Consider the following 24,222-nt stretch of genomic DNA (forward strand, 5'->3'; position numbering starts at 1 on the left):
CATGATGGAAGCGGCCCTGCTTATGATGAATTGGCGACTTTGCCCAGCAGATAGACTAGCAATTGCTGATTATGAGTGGAGATGCGATCAAGCGAATGCTCGATCATGCCATTGCGTATGCCCCGCCCGCGCTCGGCTTCCGACAGCCCTTTCTCCGTCACCGATATCCATACAATGCGGCGATCGTTATCGTCTCTCGTGCGAGCGATGAGCCCGCCTCTCTCCATCCTGTCCAGCAGCGTCGTAATGGCGGCCGGCGTCGTGGACAAAAACTGAATAAGATCAGACGGTTTCATCGGCTGAGACTCCAGCAGAAGCTCCAGTACATTCAGCTGACCTTCTGTGAGCGGAGCAAGCGCCTGCTCCAGATTGATCTTCCACTCGCGCGACAGCTTCGTCCACACCCGAGTAAAATCTTCAGAAATCAAACTTCCCACCCGCTTTCTGTCCTATTAACCTCTTCTATGTCTATTATAGCAATTGCTCATGTCGAATAAAAGGTTAACCCAATTAATAGTTTGCGTCATTAATCGCTATAATAGCGAACCGTTTGACAGCAATTGACATATAATGTGGCGACAGCCCAGCTTCACGGGCGAAATTCCACTAACCCTGACGATAAGAAGGAGCGTGATCCCTATGGACACCAGAAAGGCTGAAGTCATGGAGCGCATACGCACTTACGGCATCATAAAAGACCCACATTGGCTTGACCGCCCGGATGAGCTTGTGCCAATGTGGGTCATGCTGGAAGCCTTCCTTGAATTAATTGAACGGCTCGACCCGCCTAATCGGCCTTTTGACTAAGCTCCGGCACGTTGCGAACAAATGTCGTCACAATACTGTCGTTCTTCTCTACCGACAGCAGTCCCTTGCCGACTGACTTGCGTTCATCGATAGGCGCTTTCTCCGAATTCAGCGTCAGCTTAGCGCCTCCTGATGTAAGCGCCACAATCTCAATCGGCTGTCTGCAATAGTAGGCAGCCGCCAGCTTGTCGCCATTGGACCGTACTCGCTTGCCTTCCTTGAATTCGAACGTCTGAACGCCTCGTCCGCCTCTGCCCTGAATCGGATAATCCAGCAGCAGAGATCGCTTCGCATATCCGATATCGGAGATGACAAGCACTTCTCCCTCATCATCCGACACCCAAAGCGCAGAGACCAGCTCATCATCATCCTTCAACTGCATGCCTCTTACGCCAGCCGCTACGCGGCCCATCGGATTCACTTCCATCTCCGCGAAGCGGATACTCATACCGTTGCGAGAGACAAGCAGCAGCTGCTTCTGGCTGTCGCTAACCGTAACGCTGATGACCTCGTCGCCATCTGCAACCTTGCAAGCCGCGACGGCAGTTGAGCGCGTCGTCGCATACTCCTTCAGCTCCGTTCGCTTCACTTGACCGCGCTTCGTCACGAATACAAGCGACAAGCCCGATTCCGCTATATCCTTGATCGGTATGACGCTGATGATCGCATCATCCTTCGGCAGAGGAATAATATTCACGACTGCCGTGCCGGTATCCTTCCACTTGAAATCCGGTATTTGATGCACAGGCAGCAAGTAGTATTGTCCCTTACGGGTGAACAGCAGCAAATTATCAATCGTATTCACTTGCAGCAAATCCCGAATGACATCCCCGTCCTTCACGCCTGCACTGTCCAGCTCGCCGCCCGAGCGGGTAAAGGACATCATGCTGGTCCGCTTCATATAGCCGTCTTGGCTAAGCGTCACAAGCACATCCTCAGGCGTAACCAGAACCTCCAGATTCACCTTCAGCTCTTCCACTTCGCCCTGAATATCCGATCTGCGGTCGACCCCGTATTTGTCCCGGATCTCGACCAGCTCATCACGGATTACGCCAATCAGCTTCTTCTCGCTTTCCAGAATGGAACGCAGGTAAGCAATTTTCTTCTGCGCTTCCTTCAATTCCTTCTCCAGCGACGTAATCTCCAGATTCGTCAGTCTGTAGAGCTGGAGCGTTAGAATTGCATCGGCCTGGCGTTCAGTAAAGCCAAACTTCGCAATCAGGTTGTCCTGGGCGTCAGCACGGTTTTTGGACGCTTTAATCGTGTTGATAACCTCATCCAAGATATTAAGCGCTTTGACAAGCCCTTCCACCACATGCGCACGGTCTTCCGCCTTTTCCAGCTCGTACTTCGTGCGGTGGGTAACAACTTCCTTCTGATGGTCAATGTATGCTGACAGCATCGGGAGAAGTCCCAGCTGCTGCGGAGCCTTATTCACGATGGCAACCATATTGAAGTTGTATGTAACCTGCAGATCGGTTTTCTTAAGCAAATAAGCCAATATTCCGTTCGCATCAGCTTCTTTTTTCAGCTCTACGACGATACGGAGACCATTACGGCCGCTCTCGTCCCGCACTTCCGCAATGCCTTCGATCTTCTTCTCCAGACGAATCGTCTCCATCGCTGTCACGAGACGCGACTTCACGACCTGATACGGAATCTCCGTAATGACGATCTGCTGCTTGCCGCCGCGCATATCCTCGATTGCTGTCTTGGAGCGAAGGTAGATGCGGCCTTTGCCCGTAGAGTACGCATCGCGGATGCCTTCCTCGCCCATGATCAGACCGCCCGTCGGGAAGTCAGGTCCTTTGACGATTGTCATCAAATCCTCAAGCGTGGAATTCGGCTTCATCATATACGTAATGCAGGCATCAATCACCTCACGCAGGTTATGCGGAGGGATCTCTGTCGCAAATCCAGAGGAAATACCGCTTACCCCGTTAACCAGCAGGTTGGGGTATCGGGATGGCAATACAACGGGTTCTTTGGTCGTATTGTCGAAATTGTCCTTGAATTGGACGGTCCGCTTATCAATATCGCGCAGCAGCTCCATCGCAATCTTGGACAGCCGCGCCTCTGTATAGCGCATCGCCGCAGCTGGATCATCATCTTGCGAGCCCCAGTTGCCGTGACCGTCGACCAGAGGATGCCCCATCTTCCATGGCTGGGCCATTCTCACCATACCTTCATAAATCGAAGAATCCCCGTGCGGATGGTAGTTGCCCATCACATCGCCAACGGTTTTGGCCGATTTCCGGTACGGCTTGTCCGGCGTATTGCCTGAATCGTACATCGCGTACAGAATGCGGCGCTGTACGGGCTTGAGCCCGTCTCGTACGTCGGGGATCGCGCGATCCTGTATGATGTATTTCGAATAACGTCCGAAGCGGTCGCCTACGACCTCCTCAAGGAACGCCGGCAGGAATTGTTCCAGGATACTCATGCTTGCTCCCCCCTATTCTTCATATTCGGTAAAGTCTACGTTTTCAATGATCCAGCGCTTACGAGGATCGACCTTGTCTCCCATAAGCGTCGATACGCGGCGTTCCGCCTTGGCCGCATCCTCAATCTGTACTTGCAGCAGTGTTCTGGATTCCGGATTCATCGTCGTCTCCCATAGCTGATCCGGGTTCATCTCGCCAAGTCCCTTATACCGCTGAAGCTCGTAGCCTTTGCCGTATTCCTTCAAATAATTTTGCAACTGCTCGTCCGTCCAAGCATAACGAATCGTCTCCAGCTTGCCTGATTTTCTTGTGATCTTATAAAGGGGAGGCTGAGCAATATAGATTCTGCCGGTATCAATCAGCGGCTTCATATAACGATAGAAGAACGTCAGCAGCAATACTTGAATATGCGCACCGTCCGTATCCGCATCCGTCATAATTATAATTTTATTATAGTTGCTCTCCTCCGCCTCGAATTCCGGACCAACACCGGCTCCAATTGCAGAGATAATCGCCTTGTATTCGTCGTTTTTCAGAATATCGGCCAGTTTCGCCTTCTCCGGGTTCATCGGCTTGCCCTTAAGCGGCAATATCGCCTGATGCTTGGAGTCGCGGCCTTGCTTCGCAGAGCCTCCAGCGGAATCGCCTTCCACGATGAACAGCTCGTTGCGCGTATAGTCCTTCGACTGCGCAGGCGTCAGCTTGCCGCCCAGATTGGAGCTTTCGCTCTTCTTCTTGCCGCTGCGGATTTCCTCGCGCGCCTTCCGGGCCGCTTCACGCGCCTTGGATGCCTGTACCGCTTTCTTCAGCAGCGACTGGGCAATCTGCGGATTCTCCTCTAGGAAAACCTGCATCTTGTCGGTTACGACCGCGTCGACTGCGCTTCTCGCAGAAGCGCTTCCGAGCTGATCCTTCGTCTGTCCGACAAATTCCACCTCAGACATCTTAATATTGATGACCGCCATCATGCCTTCGCGAAGATCGTTGCCCTCCAGATTCTTGTCCTTCTCCTTGAGCAGCGCAGCTTTGCGGGCATAATCGTTCATGACGCGCGTATAAGCGGTCTTGAAGCCCGTCTCATGCGTGCCGCCGCCTCTGGTCGGAATGGAGTTAACGAACGAAGCGATCGTCTCCGTATAGCCGTCATTGTATTGCAAAGCGACCTCAACCTCGATATCATCGCGGTCGCCGGCAAAGTGGATGACCTCATGCAGCACCGTCTTGTTTTCATTCAAATATTGAACGAACTGGCTTGCGCCGCCCTCATAATGGAAAACATCGGTTTTGCCGCTGCGATCGTCCTTGATCGTCACTTTCAGCCCCGAGTTCAGGAACGCAATCTCCTGCAGCCTCTCAGCGAGCGTGTCATAGTTAAAGGATGTTCCGGTCTGGAAGACACGTGCGTCCGGCTTGAACGTCACCTTCGTTCCTGTCCGGTTCGTATTGCCGATAATCTCAAGTCCCGTTACCGGCTCGCCGACATGCTCTTTGCCTTTGTCGTCGATCCAGTATTCGAAGCGCATTTTATGTATTTTTCCATCGCGGTAAATTTCAACTTCCAGCCACTCCGACAGCGCATTTGTTACCGAAGCGCCAACGCCGTGAAGACCGCCGGATTTCTTATATCCGCCGCCGCCGAACTTGCCGCCCGCATGCAGAATCGTGAAAACAACTTGCGGCGTTGGAATACCGGTCTTATGCATGCCGGTCGGAATTCCGCGCCCGTTGTCGTGGACAGTGATGGAGCCGTTCTTGTGCAGCGTCACGTCCATCGCGGAGCAGAACTTTGCCAGATGCTCGTCCACCGCGTTATCGACGATTTCCCATACCAGATGATGCAAGCCCGACGTGCTGGTGCTGCCGATGTACATGCCCGGCCGCTTGCGTACAGCAGTCAAGCCTTCTAATACCTGTATATCATCGGCCTCATAGTTTCGGTCTGCGGCCGCTGTGCCTGCGAGAAAATCCATTTGCTCAGCCATGAGCTTCCCCCAATCCGTATCTGCTTTTAAGTCTCGTTCTCATATCTTCAAGCTATTTTAATTCAAGATGTCCCCTTTCGTAAAGACGCGAAACGAAACGATCAATCCCGCAGCTCCCCATAGAGCCAGTACGGCCAAAGAAAAAGGAAGCGTCATGCCCTCAATGGGCGGCGGAGTTCCTTCCAGATAGCTGGTCAGCTTCAGATTGACCGAAAATAAATATTTCGCACTCCTCCATGAAGAGGACATAGAGGACAAAATCGTACCGGCAATGATCGCCGACATCATCGTTACCAAGCTGGCCGCCGTACTGCGAATCAGTACGCTTACCATAAGGCCAAGCGCGGCGACGGTCATAGCGGAGAACCAGCTTAGCCCAGCCTCCATAAGTAAAAACCGCCATTGCGGTACCGCATGGACCGCCGAGCTGTCGATGGCCGATCCCTCGATCCGAAATCCGGTCAATACCGGTGCCGTCCAGCCTCCGTAACCAAAAACAAAGCCGGATATAAGGTAACACAATATAACCGTTACCGCAATGGTTAATGAAACATAAAACGTCAGAGCGCAAAGTTTACTGAATAAGATCTTCCACCGTTTCACCGGTCTCGTCAGCAGCATCTTAATGGTACCGCTTGTCCTCTCGCCCGAGACGATGTCCGAGCCGATCGCCAGCACCAGCATCGGAATGAATAGCGTGATCGAATTGCCCAGACACTCCCGCGTGAATTGTACGCCGCTCGGCTCGCTGGGATTAATGTCATGATCCAGATAATAGTGAAGCTGCTGGACGGCGATCCGTCGGCCGCGCTTCCAATCCTCCGGAATTCGGTCGCTAGCGAGCGTGTTCTCCATATCCGCAATTTGCTGTAGAATTTGGTTGCGCCAATCCGCAAAGTGCTCAGCTTGATTACTTACGACTTTATGCTCGGCATAAGTAAATACCGGTATAAGAATCAACAGAATAAGGACGATAACGATAAAACGCTTCTTCAGCCACAGCTTAAGCGCCTCATTCTGAACTAGCCCCGCCAGCTTAAGCAAGAGAATCGCTCCCTGTCAGCGCCAAGAAGAGCTCTTCCAGCGTCGGCTCCGCCTGATAGACCGCTGTTATGCCAATTCCCTTGGCCGACAGCCTCTCGACTGTGTCCGCAATGATTGTCTCCGGCATCGCCGCAACGACGATATCCGCCGGCTGGCTATCGGCTATGGTCCCGCTCCGAATCTGAATGCGAGGGTCCCTGCCTAGCTCAGCCGCGCCCTCATCCCTATTGACGAACTGCCAATAGACATATCCGGAAGCGCCTTGAATCAACTCCTCGATTTTGCCTGTGGCGATTATTCTCCCGCGGTCCATAATAAGCACTCTTTCGCACAGCATTTGAATCTCGCTTAACATATGACTGGAGATAAGCAGGCTAATGCCTTGCTCCGCAAGCCTGTGCACGAATGCCCGCAGCTCCTTTATCCCTTTCGGGTCCAGTCCGTTGGTCGGCTCATCGAGTATAAGCAGCTTAGGCCGCCCAAGCAGCGCTTGAGCAATGCCAAGCCGCTGACGCATGCCGAGGGAATATGTCTTTACTTTATCATGAATGCGATCCTGCAGCTTGACGATTGCCGTTACCTCCTGAATACGATCCGCACCCACTCCCTCTGCCATACGCGCAAAATGCTCCAGGTTCTGCCAGCCTGTCATATAGCTGTACACCTCCGGATTCTCAACGATACAGCCAACATGCCGAAGCGCCTGCTCCGGGCGGCGCTGGACGTTATGCCCGCAAATTTCAACGGTGCCGCCTGTCGGCTTGATCAGATCGACGAGCATGCGGATTGTCGTCGTTTTCCCCGCTCCATTGGGACCGAGAAAGCCGAATTTCTCTCCTTTTTGGATGTCAAAGCTCATCTGCTCGACGATCACACGGCCGTGAATCGATTTATGCAGATTCTTCACTCGAAGAACGGGCACATCATTTCCTTCCATTCAAGCCTTCCTCCTTTCGTCAATCCAGCGACTCCAGCATACGGCCGGCAATCCGCTCATAGCCCTTGCGATTCGGGTGAAAATGATCCGACGACAAGTAGTCCCCGATACGACCTTCGAATAAATCAAAGGTTGGCACCATCATCATATTGGGGTAAGGATGAATAGCCGCATAAGTCCCCGTATTCCATTCTTGCATACTTATGCTCGCCCCCCTGAGGTTGTCCAAATCATAGAAGGGATTATAGAGTCCCATATAAACGACTTTTGCTGCGGGATTCAAGCGATGCAGCGTATCTGCGATGCGGCGGAAGCGCTCCAAAGCCTCCTCAATTCCCTGTGCCAGCCCGTCAACGCCCAGCGTCTTCCATTCCTTCTGAGCCATCCTTGCACGGGCAGACAGGAACAGATCATTGCCCCCAATCGTGAAGAGAATCAGATTGGCTTGCTTCACCGCATACTGATAGCCGGAATCCTCGGATAAGCGCTCCACAAGCTCAGATGCCTGCATCCCATTCACTGCCAGGTTGTTCAAGACTTGCACCGGCTTATCGTATTTCTTCTTCAATCCGTCAGTCACATGCTGCACGTATCCCTTGCCCGTCTCATCCCCGGTGCCTTTCGTCAATGAATCGCCTAGTGCAACGATTCGAATCTCCTTTAGGTCTGCGAGAGATGCCTCATGCCCCGGAGGAGGCTGGGATGTACCATCAGGAGCCGGCCTCTGGGCCAAGACCGCGGGGGCAATCAGCATATCGCTGATTACAATGCCCAGCCCCGTCACTAGCACTCCCGTCGACAGGAGGGAGCAAGCTGCAATCCAGCCCCACAGTATTCGGGTTCTCTTCATATTCGCCCCTCCAAGTCGGCTTGTTCGTCATAACCGGCATCTTGCATCTGTCGTGTCAGATGTTACCATGGTTTGCATTTCCGCCGCGCCTTATGCCATGTGCACGAAAAAAAAAGATGCGCTAAGCGCATCCTGCAGGGACTTGTTCCGTTCGTTGAATCCGATAAATGATAGCAGCTCCGAACCTGTTAACGCGTAATGGCAACCCGTATTATGCTGGATGCCGCATCATAGATCTGACCGTATTGCTCAAGCGGGAGCGGATTGGTCCCTTTGCCCAGCTCAATCGTAAAACCCGGCCTGCGCCAGTCCTGAATGAACCAATCCTTATAGCCTGCCGTGCTGTCCACATTGCGGATGGACTCGTAACCGCTCGCTTCGGCGAAAGCCGCAGCCAATGCCACCGACTCCGGCGGCTCCAAGCCTTCAAAGCCCCAGAAGAACACCTCCCCTTGCGTATGGAAGGCCAATACCCGCTGGAACGAATCCCTCCGGGTCAGCTCAGCCAGCGCCTGCACCTCAGGCTCGGTAAGCGGTGCTGCACCAGAGTAGTCTCGCGGAGCAGGCGACTGCGGTCCGATAGCCGCGTCGCGCTCCCACAAGGCCGGAAACTGCTTGTTCAGATCGACGCCTCTGATATTGGCTTTCCAGCCGCTAAAGTCCGAGCTGCCTTCATTAATAGCAAGCACCTCGCTGCGTACGGGCTCCGCTTCCGGCAGTCCGCCCACCACCAGATCGACGCCGTCGGGATTCAGCATGGGAACAACCGACAGCGTCACAGCCAAATAAGGCGCGTACATGGCTGTCCCTTGCCAATCCGTGCTATTCGTAACACTCATGGCGTATTCGTTCAGAAACTGGACGAGCACCGGAGTCGTAATCCATTCATTCGCGTGAATGGAGCCGTTCGCATGAATGATTCGGTCGCCGCTGCCAATTCGAATTTCCGTTAGGGGCTTGCCCATTACGCTATTGCCGATCGAGGAGCGTCTCAGGAACGGATAAACGTCAAGCAGTCTGCCCAAATCCTCTTCAAGAGCTGCGACGTTATAATTGCGCTGCGGATTGGTGACCAGCTCCATGACGCGTCTTGGTATGCGTATTGTATCTCCCACCTGCAGGTTATTGCTTTGCAGTCCCGGGTTGGTCTGCAGCAGCAGCTCCGCCGAAATGCCGTTGCGCGTTGCGATACGCCATAGCGAATCCCCGCTTGCGATCCGGTATTCTACCCACTGGAATCCCGGTATTTGCACAGCCTGGCCGATGTACAGCGCTTCCGGCTCAATTCCAGGATTGGAATCCACGATTAGACGGAAGGGAACACCGAAGAGGATGCTGTACTTCCAGAGCGAATCCCCGCTTCTTACCGTAACTTGCATGACGTCAATGCCTCCTTCACCCTCCAAAATTCTCATTAGATTAAAGTATGGGCCTCTGCCGGAATTGGTGCCTAGATACAAAGAAAGCCCCCGCACAGTGGCGGAAGGCTCCTGATCTTATTTATATTTGCTCCAATTGCTGTCGCTGTTCTCCAGCAGGTAAGAGAAGTCATTCTCCAGACGCTTCTTCTCTTGCTTCTTCGCTTCTTCCTCCTGCAAGCGCTGCTTCTCCTTGCGATCGGCCTCCGCTGTCTTCAGCTCGTCTGCCTGCGCCTTCAGCTTTTGCAGGGTATCCGCACCCAACAATTCCTTTAGCGTAGCGCCTCCCGCTTCCGTACGCTCCTGCTCATTGCTGCGCTTCGGCTGCGGCTGCCTCTGCTTGCCTTTCTTTGCCATCCTGATTCACCTACTCGTTATCGTATTCAATATGAAGTGATTCCGCCGCTCTGCGCGCAAGCGCGCGTGCCGACTCTGTATCAGAGGCCGTGCTGAGAGCCACAGCCATACGCCGGCCTACTTTCGTTTCCGGCTTGCCGAACAAGCGGACTTGCGTATTCGGTACAGCAAGCGCATCCTCTAGCCCGCCAATGCGGAAGGATTGCGATTCGCGGTCCGCCTTGAGCGTATGCGAAGCGCCCGGCGACAGAAGCCGGATCGTCGGAATCGGATAGCCCAGAATCGCACGAATATGCAGCGCGAATTCCGACAGATCCTGCGTCGCCATCGTGACCATGCCTGTATCATGCGGACGAGGCGATACTTCGCTGAAGAGAACCCCGTCCTTCGTCAGGAAGAGCTCAACGCCATAAAGGCCGTAGCCGCCCAGCTCCTCCGTAATGCGATAGGCGATCTCTTCCGCTTGGCGGATCTGCACGTCTGTCATGTCATGCGGCTGCCACGACTCGATATAGTCCCCATCCTTCTGCACATGCCCGATCGGCGCGCAGTAGCTGGTGCCGTTCACTGAACGGATCGTGAGCAGCGTTATTTCCGATTCGAAGGTCACAAATCCTTCTACAATAATACGGCTCTTCTTGGCGCGGCCGCCTTCCATGGCATAATTCCAGCAGCCCTCCAGCTCAGCCTCCGAACGGCATACGCTTTGGCCTTTGCCCGATGAGCTCATAATCGGCTTGATGACGCATGGATAACCCAGCACATCTGCAGCGGCCCTCAGTTCATCCAGCGTATCGGCGAAACGGTACGGCGCTGTCGGCAGGCTCAGCGTCTCGGCTGCCAGCCTGCGGATTCCCTCGCGGTCCATCGTCAATCGCGCAGCCCGGGCAGTCGGGATGACGCGGTGTCCTTCGCTCTCCAGCGCAAGCAGCGTCTCGGTCGCAATCGCTTCAATCTCCGGCACAATAAAGTCTGGCTTCTCCTGCTCAATAATGCGGCGAATACCTTCTCCGTCCAGCATATCGACCACATAGCTGCGATGTGCAACCTGCATCGCCGGCGCATTCGCATAACGGTCTACCGCGATTGTCTCTACGCCCAGGCGCTGCGCTTCAAGAACGACTTCCTTGCCTAATTCTCCCGATCCTAGTAACAGCACTTTTCGAGCGTTCGATGTTAAGGGTGAGCCATACATATGAGAAAGAACCTCCTGGAACATCTTCGTCTGGTTTCACTCGAATAACGAGATCCCTTTCAGACAAAAACGGTTTTCTTCCATTGTGGAGGTTCTTTCGTGAAAAATCAATATAAAGGAGCAGATAATTGCTGAAACGTTCGGTTTTTGAGGCTATAAATAGCGATATTGCGCTTCAATCAAGCCATGATATACGCCTTTTGTTGCCATCAGCGCTTCATGATTGCCTTGTTCTACAATTAAGCCATGATCCAGTACGATAATATCGTCCGCATGGCGAATCGTGGACAAGCGGTGAGCGATCATGAAAGACGTGCGTCCTGCAAGCAGCGTCTTCAGCGCTTCCTGGATTTTCAGCTCGGTCTCCGTATCGATGCTTGCGGTCGCTTCGTCAAGAATGAGAATTTGCGGGTCCGCCAGCAAAGCCCGCGCGAACGACAGCAGCTGCCGCTGTCCCATGGACAATACGTTGCCCCGCTCCTCTACTTCTGTCTCATACCCGTCAGGCAGTGACATAATGAAGTCGTGGGCATGCACGGCTTTCGCCGCATCCTCGGTCTCCGCATCGGTCGCATTCAAACGGCCGTACCGGATATTGTCGCGAATCGTACCCGCAAAGATAAAGGTATCCTGCAGCACGATGCCGACCTGCGAGCGAAGACTCTCAATCGAGACGTCGCGAATGTCGGTGCCGTCGATAAGCACCCGGCCTTGCACGGGATCATAGAAGCGGCACAGCAGGTTGATAATCGTACTTTTGCCGGAGCCGGTATGACCGACAAGGGCGATCGATTGGCCTGCCTTCACGTCGATGCTGATGCCTTTCAGCGCCGGTCTGTCCTTCTCGTATTCGAAAATGATTTGATCGAACTTGACATCGCCTTTGATCGCAGGAAGCGGCTTGGCGTCCTTAGTCTCGGCTACCGTCGTCTCTTCATCAATAAATTCGAAGATCCGCTCGGAGGACGCCATAGCGATCAGCAGCTGGGAATACATTTGGCCCAATCGGTTAATTGGCTCCCAGAAGTTGCCGATGTAGTTGGCGAAGGCGAACAACAGACCAATCGTGATCGCCTGAATCTGGATCAAATGCGTGCCATACCAGAACAGGATACAAGTACCGATGGCAGCCGTCACTTCAATGACGGGGCCGAAGGCCTGGTTCAGCGCGGACGCTTTGTTCCAGGACTTAATATTGTCCGTGTTCATATGGTTGAAGAAGGCCATATTGTCCTTCTCTTGCACATACGCTTGCGTAACCTTCATTCCTTGAATGCTTTCGTTCAAATGGGCGTTGATCCGCGATTGCTTCATCCGCACATCCTGCCAGGCGAAGCGGATGCGCTTGCGCAAGGAGGTCGATACGATGAACATAATCGGAACGGTGATCATAACAGCCAGACCCAGCTTGACGTTCAGCGCCAGCAATATAATGACGATGCCCACAAGCTGAATGCAGTCCATCAGAAGATTCACGACACCATTTGTGAACAAGTCTTGCAAGGCATTGACATCATTCGTAACCCGAACGAGTACGGAGCCTGCCGGACGCTTGTCATAGAAGCGGAACGACAGCTTCTGGATATGCTGGAACAGATGGTTGCGCAGGTCATAAATGACCTTTTGCCCAATGATGCTTGTATACTTGATCCGGTATCGGTTAGACGCCCATTGCACAATGTAGAGCGCCAGCATAAGCCCGCCGATTACCGCCAGCATGCCGGTGCTTTTAGAGCCCTTATCGGCATCCAGAATGCTGTCGATGACATAGAGCATCAGGAACGGAATCGCAAGTCTGGTCAGCGTGCCGATGATCATCATGACAAGGACGGGCATCAGCTCTCGCTTGTATGGCATCATGTACGTATAGAGACGGCGCAGCTGCGCCCAGTTAAACGGCTTTTCAATCGCCTCGTCGTCCTGATAGACGAAGCGTTCATTGCGGCTTCGCCCTTTGGCGGATGCTTTTGCACTCATTTTGCGTTGCTCCTTCTCCGGTCTTGAATATCAATCACGGCATATTCATCCTCATCGTCATTGACATAGTCCGCGTATTGGATTTTATAGGTCTCGCGGTAAGGCCCCTTCTGTGCAATTAGCTCAGCATGCTTGCCTCGCTGCACGATATGCCCCTTATCAAGCACAATAATCTCGTCTGCGTGACGCAGGGATGAGATGCGATGAGCGATAATGAACGTGGTTCTTCCAGCCATCAGCTCCTTGAAGCCCGCTTGAATCTCATGCTCCGTCTCCATGTCGACCGCGCTTGTCGCATCATCCAGAATCAGGATGCGCGGGTTTTTGATCAGCGCGCGCGCAATGGCGATACGCTGCTTCTGTCCGCCGGACAGGCCCATGCCCCGCTCCCCGACGACTGTATCGTAGCCAAGCGGCAGCTCCATAATGAAATCATGCGCTTTGGACAGCTTGGCGGCATGCTCGATTTGCTCTTGGGTGACATCCCGGATACCGTAGGCAATATTGTCGCGGATCGATGCCGAGAACAGGAATGTCTCCTGGAACACTGGCGCGATCTGCCGTCTAAGCGACTCGATATCCACATTTTTGATATCCATCCCATCCAGCATGATACGGCCATTCTTCACGTTGTATGCCCGCATCAGAAGCTGAATGATCGTCGATTTGCCCGATCCCGTGCCGCCCAACAGGCCAATCACCGATCCTGCCGGAGCGTCAATGTCGATAGCCGTCAGAGCGGCCGATTTATCGGGATAATTGAACGTCACATTTTCAAAGCGGACATGCCCTTTCACGTTGCGTGCGTCCAGCTCCACAGCGTCCTTTACGTTTTTCACATGTACATGCTCGTTCAGGAGGCCAAGCACGCGTTCGCCCGACGCTTTGAACTGCGTGTAGTTGTTAATATGAAAGCCGAGTCCCCACATAGGGCCGATAATATACCAGATCAAGCTGAAGAAGGCTACGAATTCGCCTAGCAGCAGCGAACCGTTAATGACCATAATCCCGCCGGTAATGAGCAGAATGACTGCGCTCATATTGGCCACCAGCTCCATAACCGGGAAAAATTTCGCCCAGATTTGCGCCGCTCCTACCTGGTTCGTCTGATACGCTTCGCTGCGTACGGAGAACTTCGATACTTCATGCGATTCTCGGGCGAAGGACTTGACCGTGCGAACGCCTGTAATGTTCTCTTGAACGGCCGTCGTCAGATTGCTCATCGCTTGCCGCATTTCACGGAATGCCGGATGAATCAGCTTCTCGAAGCGAAGAGCCAGAATCGCGAGGATCGGAATCGGCAACAGCGTAATAAGCATCAGCTGCCAGTTCAGATACAGCATCATAGCGCCTCCGAAAGCAATCATGAGCACCATGTTCAAGATTTGGGCGAAGCCAAATCCGATAAAGTTGCGGATAGCCTCTAGGTCTGCTGTAAGCCGCGACATGAGATCGCCCGTCTTGGCCTTGTCGTAATATTGATAGGATAAGGTCTGAAGCTTGTCATACAAGGCGTTGCGCAAGCGGAAGGCGACTCTGTTGCCCAGTCTCCCGCCAAAAAAGCCATGCAGGAACTGATTGAGCGCTTTCAAAGAAATGACTCCCACGACAATGAGCGCGAGCTGCGGTACAAGCTCGAACTTCCGCGGTGTAATGACATCATCGATCAGATAACGCAACAGATTCGGGTAGACAAGCCCCAGCGCCGTGGCGATCATCAAAAACAAGATCGATGCAATTAAGAACTTTCTCTCCGGCATATAAAAAGCCTTTAATTGCCTCAGTACGTCCAACGAAACCCAACTCCCCATCTCTGTTATGTAAGCATGAATGAATCTTATCAGCATCGCTTTAGAGGAGCAAATTCGATAATTTTGCGAATTTTTATGTAGAAGCGCTTAAACTCCCGCTAGCGGAATTGGAAACGGTTAAACCTCCCAAATCGTCCCGAATCGATACCATAATGTGCGTATTACTCCGTTTTTGCATATTTTCACACAAGACAACCTAAACTTTTTTCCAGTTCAGCCAAGCGTGCTCGAAAAAAAGAATGCTTTCCCGGAAAAGAAATTCCGTGAAAGCATTCCATAAATCGGATGAGACAACAGCAGTCCCTCTGTTAGCCTTGGATTACTGCAAGCTTCGCCTGAAGCTTCTTCAACTCTTCCAGCTGCCCGCTGTCGCTTAGCGTTGCGCGCTTGCCATCGGCAAAGGCAGTCACATCCTGCTTCAAGAAGCCGCTAGCCTGGCCGGCAGCGCTTTGCCAGACGCGCTCATAATGAACGGTCCAATCGGCAATGACAACTTCCATCCAGCGCTGAAGCTCTGGTGCGATGCGTGTCTCCAGCTCCTTGCGCAGCTGCGTTTTGCCTTCTCCCTCAAAGAACTGGCGAGGCGACTTGAAGCGGCTCCACAGCCATTTTGCGTCCATGCCCTCCGCTTCCCAATCCTTCGCTTGCTCGGGAGCTTGCACGCTCTCAGCCGGATAAGGTGCTGGCAAATAGTCTGCAAGCAGCTCCGTCAATTCTTCACTGCAACGATCGTATTGCTTCTTGAGGTTGGTATGCAGCGCCCGCTCCATACGAAGCGTGGTCGCCAGAAGCTCCTGCGACAACTCACGCTGCATCAGTCTTTGCAGCTCCAGCCATGATGTCCATACCATCCGGCGCAAATCGCGGCCATCGTCCTGCAGAGAGGCCGGATTGAAGGCCAGATGATAGAAATCGCCGAATCGGTATTGCAGTCTCTGAATGACGTAATAGAGAAGTTCGTTGATTTCCTGCTTCAGTCCATGCGGAATAATACTGGCGGCCATCGTATCCACAAGTGCCGCCGACTGCCCTGCCGCATCAGATAATTGACGCAGCTGCGCTTCACGCTGCGAAGCGTCGCCTTCGGCTCCGCGCACCCAGCCGCTCACTGTCCCTATCGTACGGGCCAGCTCCTGATAAGCGGATTCTACGGCGAGCCGTCCCAAATCATTAGTAATAAAGGATAGGAAAGCCGATTCCAATTGCGGCATACGAGACCGCTCCAGCAGCTGATGATCGGCGTCCATCTTGCCGTCAAGCGCTTCGATACTGGATACCGGGAACAATCTTGGCGAACGGATCGCATGCTGCAGCAGGTTGGACTCTACATGCGCAAGTACACCCTGCAGTTCCTCTTCGTCTGCAGCCAAATCCGCCGCATTGACGACAAAAAACATTTTATCCAGCTCGAACTGGTCCTTCACTCGGCCCAGCTGGTCGAGGAATTGGCGGTCCGCTTGCGAGAATGCATGATTGTAATAGGTTACGAACAGAACCGCATCCGCGTTTTTAATATAATTGAACGCTACGCCTGTATGGCGCGCATTGACAGAATCTGCTCCAGGCGTATCCACCAGTACAATGCCTTCGGCTGTTAACGCGCATTCATAGTGAAAATCAATCTCGTTAACGAAGCAAGAACGGGATTCTTCCGCCACGTACTTGGCATAATCCGCCCGATCCGTCTTCAGCTCCTTGCCAAGCAGCGGCTCATGCCGCTCCCAGCCTTGACGCGCTGCGCGCAGGAAGCTGTAATGAGGCCGTCCGCCTGCGCCGATGGATTGCGGCGTTAGCTTGTCGATCGCCTTCAGGATTGAGGCCGCATCCGGCATATGGGCTTCGGATGCTTGCTCGCCGAGCAGCGCAAGAGAGTAGCGCAAGTCGGCTAGTACAACCTCCCTGCTCTTCATCACGACACGCGCTTCGCCATGCCCGTATTCCGGTGTAGGGGGCATAAGACGATTAATCGCCGCTGTCGTCGGATTCGGAGACACCGGCAATACAGCGTCGCCGATCAGTGCATTTGCGAGCGATGACTTGCCAGCGCTGAATGCGCCGAACAACGCAACCGTAAACCGGCTGCTCTGGAGGCGCTCAGCCTTCTCACGCATCGCAAGAGCAGCCGAGCGAAGCGCCGCTTGCGAAGAAATCAGCTCAGCCGCCTGAATGAGCTTGCCCGCAGCTTCGCCCTGTTTGGAGCGAACAGCTTCATTATTCAATCCCGAAGCAGCCTGAGTGCTGCGATGCACCCCTGCCTCCAATGTAGCTGCCACTTGGTTATCAGGACGGTCAGGATGCGAGACAACAGGCGTTGCCTGCACTTGCTCTTCCTTTACAGCAGCGGAGCCGTCAAGCTGGGCAGATGCATCGCTGCGTTCCGTTGCTGAGGATGACACAGTCTCAGCAGGCTTAGGCAGCACAGGCGCCGCAATCGGCGCCGGCAGCATCCGCCGCATCTCGGCTGCATCCTGCTCCAGCTTCGCTGCTATGCTCTCCAGCTCGTGAATCGCATTAGCCTGGCTTTGAACCTCGGCCAGCCGCTGCCCTGCCTCTGCACGCTCAGCTTCGCTTGCCGCAGATGCGCTGACCGCAATTTCGTCAATGACGTCAAGCGCACGCTGACGATAGACGCTCTTAATGTCTGCAGCTAGCTCCTTGCTGAACGTCATCGTATATTCGTTGCCCATGACGGCTCCGGCCTTCACTCTGCCGATCAGCCAATTACCGTCCGGTGCCCAAGAAAGCTCCGAAGCCAGACTTCCCTCCAGCTTCTCCAGGCCATAGCTCGCCGCCTCTGCCGCTTTGCGCAGCAGCTGCTTGACATGCCACTCGATCGATGCGCTTACCAGACTGGACAGCTCCGCCTGGAAGGCTTCCAGCCTTCTCTCCTGCTCAGCGGCCGTCTTTGCGCCCGCGAATAAAAGCCCGGTCTTAAAGCCCGGCTTGCGGCTCTCCAGAAAGGCATGGGCCAAGTCACGCAGAGGCGCCGGCGTAATATTCGCGTTATCCAGCAGCGATTGAAGCTCCTGACGCAGCTTCGTTCGATACACTTCTTGCTGGGCGGCAAGGTTGTCAATCCGCGCACGAAGCTCCTGCAGCTCACCAGACACGGCTGCCATCGCTTCTTCGCCTCCGGCTTCCGCGATTAGACGCTCGCGCTCCGGCTCCTGACGCTCTTCAAGCCACTTCAGATGAGTCTCCGTCAGATGTCTGAGCGAAGCGTCTACACTATACGCGCAAAGCTCCTCGCGCTGCTCAGCCAGCTTGCTGATCAGACCGGTCAGCTTATGCCATTCATGATGGGGATGCTCCGGTTTTCTAAGCGATAAATAGACAATACCGGCAGGCTCCAAATGCCATGCCTGAAATGCTTCTTCTACGCTATTGCGATAATCGGAGAAACTAAGCTCCCTGTCACGATGCTTATCGATTTGATTGACAATAAAATATAAAGGCTTGCCCCAATCCTTCAATTCCTTGGCGAACGCAAAGTTGATTTCCGATTGGACATGATTGTAATCCATCACATAAAACACGACATCCGCCAAATGCAACGCCGATTCCGTGGACATCCGGTGCGCATCGTCCGTCGAGTCGATGCCAGGCGTATCAAGCAGGACCGTCTCATTGCCCAGCAGTTCACTTGGATAAACAATCGACACGGACGTATATTGCTCGCCGTCTACACAATATTGATCTAGCTCGCCGATCGGCACTTCCGCTTGAATCGTTGTGCCGTCTCCCGTCACTTTCTCTACTTCCGCATAAGCCCGCTCGCCGCCTCTAATAGATACGACGTTAGCGCTGGTCGGAATCGGACTGGACGGGAGCAGTTGAGCTCCGCAAAGCCGATTGACCAGCGTAGATTTGCCTGCCGAGAAATGTCCGCATAACGCAACAGTAAGCCGACCTTCGGTCAGCTTACTAGTTAGCTCACGCGCCTGCCGCGCGCGTATAGGGTCTCCTGCCTCGGTCATTGCGGCGCTTGCGGTCCGAAGTGCTTCCGCTATGCCTTGTACCGTCATTGTTGTCATCTCCCAGAAATCCTAGACGGCTTCCTCTTCGTCAGTCGGCAGGCAAATTTCGAATACATTGCCATGCTGAAGAATCATAATGTTGCGTTCCTTCTCCCTCATGACGACAACCTCAGGCTTCGTGCGCATACGGTCGATATATTGATCAGGCACATCGCCCGAGCCGCTTACCGTTATGCCATCGATTACGATATCTTCATTTTCTTGCGGCGGGGATTCAAGCACTTGCTCGTAAATATCGGAAAAAAGCTCAAAGTTGTTCGTGTACACGGAAATGCATTTCATCATTCATCATCCTTCATTGGCTAATTTAGTTTTTTACCTTTATTTTTGGTCTTAACCGCTGGCTTCATACGCGCTTTTCCTTCTTTGCATATATCCAGCAAGGGACATACAGGACATTGCGGATTTTGCGCCTTACAGTGATATCGTCCGAAAAAAATGAGTCGGTGGTGAGTTAGTGTCCATTCCTCTTTCGGAACCAGCTTCATCAGCTTCTGCTCGACGACAAGCACTGTATCATCGGGCTTGGCTGCGCCAAGTCGCTTCGACACTCGCTCGACATGCGTATCAACCGCAATGGCTGGTACGCCAAAAGCATTGGACATGACGACGTTAGCCGTCTTGCGCCCGACGCCGGGAAGCTCGATCAATCCTTCGTGGCTGGCTGGAACCTCACCCTCATATTTATCGATCAGAATGCGGCACAACTTCTGTATATTGGAAGCCTTGCTTCGGAACAACCCGATTCGGCGAATATCACCTTCCAGCTCCTCCAGAGGCACGCTCAAGTAATCCTCGGGCGTCTTGTACTTCTGGAACAAACCTGCCGTAACCTTGTTGACGGTCTCATCTGTGCATTGAGCCGAGAGCAATACTGCGATAGTCAGCTCAAACGGATTGTCATGAATAAGCTCGCAATGCGCGTCCGGGAACATCTCTGCTATGGTATCCAATATATGACGCATCTTCTGCTTTGCACTCATGATTCCCCTCCAGTTTAGCACTATCGTTCAAAGTGTAGCGAAATTTGACACGGTACGCAACCATAAATCCGCATAATTCCATAAAAAAACTGCCCATAAGGGCAGTTTTTTTCACAAAACGTTCCTGCTTTTATAGGAATGATGGCTTAAACGGCATTTTTCCTATCCGTTGGAAGTTGTTGTGACGCTTTGCAATTTCTCCAGCGTCGAGCCTACATACGTAGCATTGATCTTATCGCCAGCCTTGAATTGGCTGAACGCGCCTTTTGTACCGTCGGCTTTGAAGATATCAATGCTTGCTGTTGAGAGGTCGAACGCCGCTTGTGTTCCGGTTTTGACTCTCAGCTTCTTGTTTACCGAATCTACGGATACGATCTCGTACTGGATATTTTGATGGATCTTAATTTGGTAAATCAAGAATTGGTCATACTCCAGATCAAGTGTAATCGTCGCACCCTTTGTCAGGTCGCTCAGATTAGCTGATGGCTTGTCTTTCAGATCAACATTAGATTTGTTATAAGGAATCGTAATCAATTCACCATTAGCAATCTTGATTGTTACCTGCTGGTCCGTCTCGTTCAAAGTAACGAGTTCACCTACATACTTGTCCACGAACTCCAGAATGATAATGTTATTATGCGAGTAACTGACAATAATGTTCTTGAATTGATTCATTAATTTCATTCCGTCTTCGCGCTTCATGGTCTCGCCGCGATAAGCAAACTTCGTAGCATTTGTAATGTATAATGCCTGAGCATTGTTTCCGCTTGAATCCTCAACCATTATTAACCCTTTATTGTCGTCAAAATATTTGAGCTGAGCTGCTGACATTTTATTCATTTGACGATTCGAAACCTTGACGGAAACAACTTGTTCTGTAGCATCAAGTGTAACCTCAACCTTGTCTACCTCAGCAATCAAATCACTTATTGAAGAGTTAGGTACACCATCAATTTGTACCGTTACATTTTTAGCCAAGAACTTCGATACCAGAGTTTTATCATCTTGTTTAATAGTAATATATTCTTTATTTGATCCTTGGAAAACACCACTGATTGTTGTCGTATTAGGAGCAACAGCAGTCGTTAGCTTCAGTGTCCGCGGTTCTTTTCTGAAGCTATCCTGTACAACGGTTACTTTCGCATCACGTTTAATCGAATCAATTGTAACTGTTTTGCCATCAGCATCTTCTACAATAAATGAAGAATCAAAAACGAAAAGCTTAGGGTCTTTGTCCACCCAGATATAAAACGATTTGTCTGTAGCATTATAACTTAGGAACGTGCCCTCTACCGTCTTCGTATGCTGGGTATCGCTCTCCACCTCAACGTACAGCGCTTTTCCATCTTTCCCGATAACCGTTACGTCGCCATATTCAAGCAGCTGGTCCTTCGTAATCGGCTTCTCGGAGTTGAAATGGAAATATACCGTACTGGAATCAAGTGTATAACTCGTCTCTTTCCCATCTTGGTACAAGGTCAGTCCCGTGCTGGTCAGATCGGATACAACGCCCGACAACTGGCCTTCATAGTCGACCGGATAGCTGGACTGTGCTCTGCTGAACAGAGTAGCCAAGCTGGCGCGTGTAATCGTCTTGGCAGGCTCGAACGTAGTCTCCGTCATCCCTTTGACCAGGCCAAGCTGGAATGCTGCGTTTACAAATCCTTTATAGCGGGTACTAATAGATGAGGCATCTTGGAAAGGCGACGACGCATTTTGAAGTTGGCTTGCTACTGCTTGCTGTCCAATCGCTTTCACAATCAATTTCGTAACCCACTCACGGCTGGCAGGCTTGGAGCCCCAAGCGTTTTCGGTATCCGCTTTGGCTAGCGCGTACTCTTCTTCACGGTCAAGCAATCCTTCCTTGAAGGCAAGCTCGATGTAGGTTTTGAAAAATTCGCTTACTTCAAAGGATTCATCAAAGATAATCATAGAGTTCGTCGGTGCTTTGTCAATCAAACCGGCAAAACGCAAAGCCATCAAAACGGCTTCCTGCTGAGACACGCTTTTCTCCGGTTTGAACGTCGCCGTGCCATCTGCCGTATTTTTATAACCGTCAATAATACCTTGGAAATAAAGCTTGGCGATATGCTTCTCGGCCCAGTGTCCCGCATTCACATCAAGAAACGGCGTTGAAGCTGTAACCGCAGCGGCATGTACAGCGATAGGTGTTGATAAAACGGCAGAACCGCTTCCCGTTACAAGTGTAACAGCAAGCGCTCCCGTAAGTATTTTTTTCCAGGATAATTCGATTGGCATCCAGGTCGTCTCCTTTGTCGATTTCGAATAATGTAAGTGATAGAGCTCTTATCGAACGATTGGATGATCCAGATCGACGTGGCCCATCATGCTCTCAACCGCTTCCCCTACGACAAGGATGTCGATGCCTTCCACGAATGAGAATTGGAACAGCGTGCTCTTGAGTGTCTCGACCATCTGAAGCTCGCCGGGCGCGCCCAGACGGGCTTCGTCCGGAATGTGGATGTCCACCGTTACGATGCCGTCATTGAGAGTGACGGCCAAAATATGTACGTCCTTCCATAGAGAGACGCTGCCGTCGCCGGCATCCTTTTGCAGTTCAGCCAGTGCGGCTTTCACCATATCGGCCTCACCTGCATTCGGAATCGTGACTTTTCTCTCCAACGTTTTCTCCAGCTCGGCGTCTGTCGCGTAGATGGTAATTTCCATTTGATCCGCAGGTGCGCTGGAAGGAACCGGAGACGGCTCATTCGCGCTTTCCTCCGGTTCGTTATCCTGCCCGCCGTTCGATTCATTAGCTGTAGGGGATGCCCCGACGCCGCCTTGCGTGTCCACGTTAGTCTTCTCTTGAGCACCGCAACCCGAAAGCGCGGCTATAACAACAAATGAAGCGATCAACACTCGAAAGGCTTGTCCGGTTTTATGCATCAGCCAGAACCTCCGCTCTCTATTTCAATTTCAAATATGCTTTAATTCCCTTAGCTACTTCTGCTCCGAACTTGTTCTGAACGGAATCTGTAAATAGGGCTTTCGCATCGCCATCATTGGATAGATATCCGGCTTCGATCAGAACGGCTGGCATCGTCGTCTCCTTGATGACCTTGAATGCCGCTTTCTTCACACCGCGGTTATTCAACCCGGTTCCGGCAAGTACATATGGATGTAGAAAATCCGCTAACGCCTTGCTGTTTTCGCGATAATAGTAAGTCTCCGAGCCGTTTACGCTTGTTTTGTCATAGCTGTTGGCATGAATGGAGATAAACAGATCGGCCTTATGATCCTGTGCAAACTTGATGCGGTCAGCCAGTTCAATAAACGTATCGTCTGAACGAGTCATCAACACATTGATACGCTTGTCCTTCTCCAGTTCGGCCTTCAGCTTCAGCGCAGCACTCAGGTTGAATTCCTTCTCCCAGCGAGTCATGGACTTGCTGTAAGCGCCCGGGTCCTTAGCGCCGTGACCCGCATCGAGCACAACGGTGAATTGCGCGCCATTGTTGCCATCCGGCGGCGTTGTCACCGGCGTTTCTGGTTCAACTGGCGTTTCTGGCTCCTTCGGAATATCTGCAGTTGGCATCAGCGCAATATGAATCGCGTTCTCCGACTCCGTCACCACGTATCCCGTATCATCGCCAATGTTGATGACCAATCTCGCTGTAAGCGGGTTCAACTGGAATTGAGCGTACTTGTAACCCGTGAGCAATGGGTTATCAGCCACTTCCACTCTTGTCTCCCCATTGAAGTAAGGCTCAAACGTCGTGTTTTTGAAATCAAAAGCAAGACGCTTAGGGTTGTCTAGCACAAGGGGTTTGCCTGGCTTCTGGACATCCGTGTGGATGAGCGTAATGACGGACTGCTCGTCCATCGAAACGCCTGTTATGTACCCTGTCGGCAACGGCTGCTCTGGCTCTGCCGGTTCAGGCTCAGCAGGCTGCTCCGGCTGAATGCGGAACATATGCACTTCCCGCTCGGGGCCCTTCCACTCAAATTCCAGTCCAAGCAGTTCGCCTACTGCTCTCACCGGTACCATCGTCCTTTGATTCATCAGCTGCGGCTTGGCGGCTATGTCCATTATGACGTCGTTTACCTTCACCATTGCTTCGCCGATAATCAGCTCGATGACAGTGCTGTCGTTCTTGATGGTCACTTTCTTCATGACGGGTTCCCATTCCACTTCATAGCCAAGCCCCTCGGACAAAATGGCCAGCGGAACGAGCGTCGAACCATTCTCGATCTTCGGATCCACATCAGACACTAACTGCTTGCCCTCCAGGAACAACTTCGGAGGCACGCTGGCAGCATGTCCGACGGACGCGAACATCGTGAACAACAACGACATCAACAACATAATGGATACAGACTTTTTCATTTCCCACCTCGATGACTGAATTTCCTTCATCG

At 52.4% G+C, this 24,222-nt stretch carries 18 protein-coding genes; 1 reads left to right on the plus strand and 17 read right to left on the minus strand.

The annotated features are described in order from the left end of the window. Positions 1–20: 20 nt before the first annotated feature. On the minus strand, positions 21–428 hold the full coding sequence (locus AC0YNW_RS13870) for a MarR family winged helix-turn-helix transcriptional regulator (RefSeq protein WP_387474270.1): 408 nt from the start codon (positions 426–428) through the stop codon (positions 21–23). 211 nt (positions 429–639) lie between these two features. Here AC0YNW_RS13870 and AC0YNW_RS13875 point away from each other — a divergent pair, with 211 nt between their 5' ends. Further along, positions 640–807 (plus strand): hypothetical protein, encoded by a 168-nt coding sequence (locus AC0YNW_RS13875; RefSeq protein WP_387473530.1) that lies wholly within the window; start codon positions 640–642, stop codon positions 805–807. On the opposite strand, the gene gyrA is transcribed toward AC0YNW_RS13875, so the two are convergent. From gyrA to AC0YNW_RS13955, 16 genes are all read right to left on the minus strand, one after another. Further along, the gene (gyrA, locus tag AC0YNW_RS13880; protein ID WP_387473532.1) at positions 788–3,250 is read right to left on the minus strand and encodes a DNA gyrase subunit A; all 2,463 of its coding nucleotides are present in this window, start codon (positions 3,248–3,250) and stop codon (positions 788–790) included. The two genes, AC0YNW_RS13875 and gyrA, sit on opposite strands and share 20 nt — an antisense overlap. Positions 3,251–3,262: 12 nt before the next feature. Continuing rightward, positions 3,263–5,233, minus strand: coding sequence for a DNA topoisomerase IV subunit B (parE, locus tag AC0YNW_RS13885; protein WP_387473534.1), 1,971 nt, complete (start codon positions 5,231–5,233; stop codon positions 3,263–3,265). 57 nt (positions 5,234–5,290) lie between these two features. After that, entirely contained in the window at positions 5,291–6,277 is a 987-nt protein-coding gene (locus AC0YNW_RS13890) for an ABC transporter permease (RefSeq protein WP_475832494.1), read from the minus strand. Then, positions 6,270–7,214: an ABC transporter ATP-binding protein gene (locus AC0YNW_RS13895; protein ID WP_387473539.1), complete on the minus strand. Its 945-nt coding sequence runs from the start codon at positions 7,212–7,214 to the stop codon at positions 6,270–6,272. Before AC0YNW_RS13895 ends, AC0YNW_RS13890 begins: the two co-directional genes overlap by 8 nt. Before the next feature lie 19 nt (positions 7,215–7,233). Further along, positions 7,234–8,064: a GDSL-type esterase/lipase family protein gene (locus tag AC0YNW_RS13900; RefSeq protein WP_475832495.1), complete on the minus strand. Its 831-nt coding sequence runs from the start codon at positions 8,062–8,064 to the stop codon at positions 7,234–7,236. A 188-nt stretch (positions 8,065–8,252) separates the two neighbouring features. After that, on the minus strand, positions 8,253–9,443 hold the full coding sequence (locus AC0YNW_RS13905; protein ID WP_475832496.1) for a M14 family metallopeptidase: 1,191 nt from the start codon (positions 9,441–9,443) through the stop codon (positions 8,253–8,255). Between the two features lie 117 nt (positions 9,444–9,560). Then, the gene (locus tag AC0YNW_RS13910; RefSeq protein ID WP_475832497.1) at positions 9,561–9,839 is read right to left on the minus strand and encodes a YqkE family protein; all 279 of its coding nucleotides are present in this window, start codon (positions 9,837–9,839) and stop codon (positions 9,561–9,563) included. A 10-nt stretch (positions 9,840–9,849) separates the two neighbouring features. Then, positions 9,850–11,034 carry a formate-dependent phosphoribosylglycinamide formyltransferase gene (gene purT / locus AC0YNW_RS13915; RefSeq protein WP_475832498.1) on the minus strand — a complete coding sequence of 395 codons (1,185 nt, stop codon included), beginning with the start codon at positions 11,032–11,034 and terminating at the stop codon, positions 9,850–9,852. 153 nt (positions 11,035–11,187) lie between these two features. Further along, positions 11,188–13,011: an ABC transporter ATP-binding protein gene (locus tag AC0YNW_RS13920; protein ID WP_475832499.1), complete on the minus strand. Its 1,824-nt coding sequence runs from the start codon at positions 13,009–13,011 to the stop codon at positions 11,188–11,190. Continuing rightward, a complete protein-coding gene (locus AC0YNW_RS13925) occupies positions 13,008–14,804 on the minus strand; it encodes an ABC transporter ATP-binding protein (RefSeq protein ID WP_475832500.1) in 1,797 nt (598 codons plus the stop codon). Before AC0YNW_RS13925 ends, AC0YNW_RS13920 begins: the two co-directional genes overlap by 4 nt. 326 nt (positions 14,805–15,130) lie before the next feature. Further along, entirely contained in the window at positions 15,131–18,847 is a 3,717-nt protein-coding gene (locus AC0YNW_RS13930; RefSeq protein WP_475832501.1) for a dynamin family protein, read from the minus strand. A gap of 21 nt (positions 18,848–18,868) precedes the next feature. Next, positions 18,869–19,141, minus strand: coding sequence for an NAD/NADP transhydrogenase alpha subunit (locus AC0YNW_RS13935; RefSeq protein ID WP_387473557.1), 273 nt, complete (start codon positions 19,139–19,141; stop codon positions 18,869–18,871). 20 nt (positions 19,142–19,161) lie between these two features. Then, the gene (nth, locus tag AC0YNW_RS13940; RefSeq protein WP_387473560.1) at positions 19,162–19,842 is read right to left on the minus strand and encodes an endonuclease III; all 681 of its coding nucleotides are present in this window, start codon (positions 19,840–19,842) and stop codon (positions 19,162–19,164) included. Between the two features lie 162 nt (positions 19,843–20,004). After that, positions 20,005–22,101, minus strand: a complete 2,097-nt coding sequence (locus AC0YNW_RS13945; RefSeq protein ID WP_475832502.1) for an S-layer homology domain-containing protein — start codon at positions 22,099–22,101, stop codon at positions 20,005–20,007. 48 nt (positions 22,102–22,149) lie between these two features. Next, a complete protein-coding gene (locus AC0YNW_RS13950; protein ID WP_475832503.1) occupies positions 22,150–22,749 on the minus strand; it encodes a GerMN domain-containing protein in 600 nt (199 codons plus the stop codon). Between the two features lie 19 nt (positions 22,750–22,768). Next, positions 22,769–24,190, minus strand: coding sequence for an N-acetylmuramoyl-L-alanine amidase (locus AC0YNW_RS13955; RefSeq protein WP_475832504.1), 1,422 nt, complete (start codon positions 24,188–24,190; stop codon positions 22,769–22,771). Positions 24,191–24,222 lie beyond the last annotated feature (32 nt).

Source organism: Paenibacillus sp. J31R120 (assembly GCF_056269225.1).

Bases quoted from the DNA above. Each gene is read 5' to 3' on its own strand.
- AC0YNW_RS13955 (WP_475832504.1), bottom strand. From the start codon at position 24,190: ATGAAAAAGTCTGTATCCATTATGTTGTTGATGTCGTTGTTGTTCACG.
- AC0YNW_RS13900 (WP_475832495.1), bottom strand. From the start codon at position 8,064: ATGAAGAGAACCCGAATACTGTGGGGCTGGATTGCAGCTTGCTCCCTC.
- purT (WP_475832498.1), bottom strand. From the start codon at position 11,034: ATGTATGGCTCACCCTTAACATCGAACGCTCGAAAAGTGCTGTTACTA.
- AC0YNW_RS13935 (WP_387473557.1), bottom strand. From the start codon at position 19,141: ATGAAATGCATTTCCGTGTACACGAACAACTTTGAGCTTTTTTCCGAT.
- AC0YNW_RS13910 (WP_475832497.1), bottom strand. From the start codon at position 9,839: ATGGCAAAGAAAGGCAAGCAGAGGCAGCCGCAGCCGAAGCGCAGCAAT.
- AC0YNW_RS13905 (WP_475832496.1), bottom strand. From the start codon at position 9,443: ATGCAAGTTACGGTAAGAAGCGGGGATTCGCTCTGGAAGTACAGCATC.
- parE (WP_387473534.1), bottom strand. From the start codon at position 5,233: ATGGCTGAGCAAATGGATTTTCTCGCAGGCACAGCGGCCGCAGACCGA.
- gyrA (WP_387473532.1), bottom strand. From the start codon at position 3,250: ATGAGTATCCTGGAACAATTCCTGCCGGCGTTCCTTGAGGAGGTCGTA.
- AC0YNW_RS13920 (WP_475832499.1), bottom strand. From the start codon at position 13,011: ATGAGTGCAAAAGCATCCGCCAAAGGGCGAAGCCGCAATGAACGCTTC.
- AC0YNW_RS13945 (WP_475832502.1), bottom strand. From the start codon at position 22,101: ATGCCAATCGAATTATCCTGGAAAAAAATACTTACGGGAGCGCTTGCT.
- AC0YNW_RS13895 (WP_387473539.1), bottom strand. From the start codon at position 7,214: ATGGAAGGAAATGATGTGCCCGTTCTTCGAGTGAAGAATCTGCATAAA.
- nth (WP_387473560.1), bottom strand. From the start codon at position 19,842: ATGAGTGCAAAGCAGAAGATGCGTCATATATTGGATACCATAGCAGAG.
- AC0YNW_RS13930 (WP_475832501.1), bottom strand. From the start codon at position 18,847: ATGACGGTACAAGGCATAGCGGAAGCACTTCGGACCGCAAGCGCCGCA.
- AC0YNW_RS13950 (WP_475832503.1), bottom strand. From the start codon at position 22,749: ATGCATAAAACCGGACAAGCCTTTCGAGTGTTGATCGCTTCATTTGTT.
- AC0YNW_RS13875 (WP_387473530.1), top strand. From the start codon at position 640: ATGGACACCAGAAAGGCTGAAGTCATGGAGCGCATACGCACTTACGGC.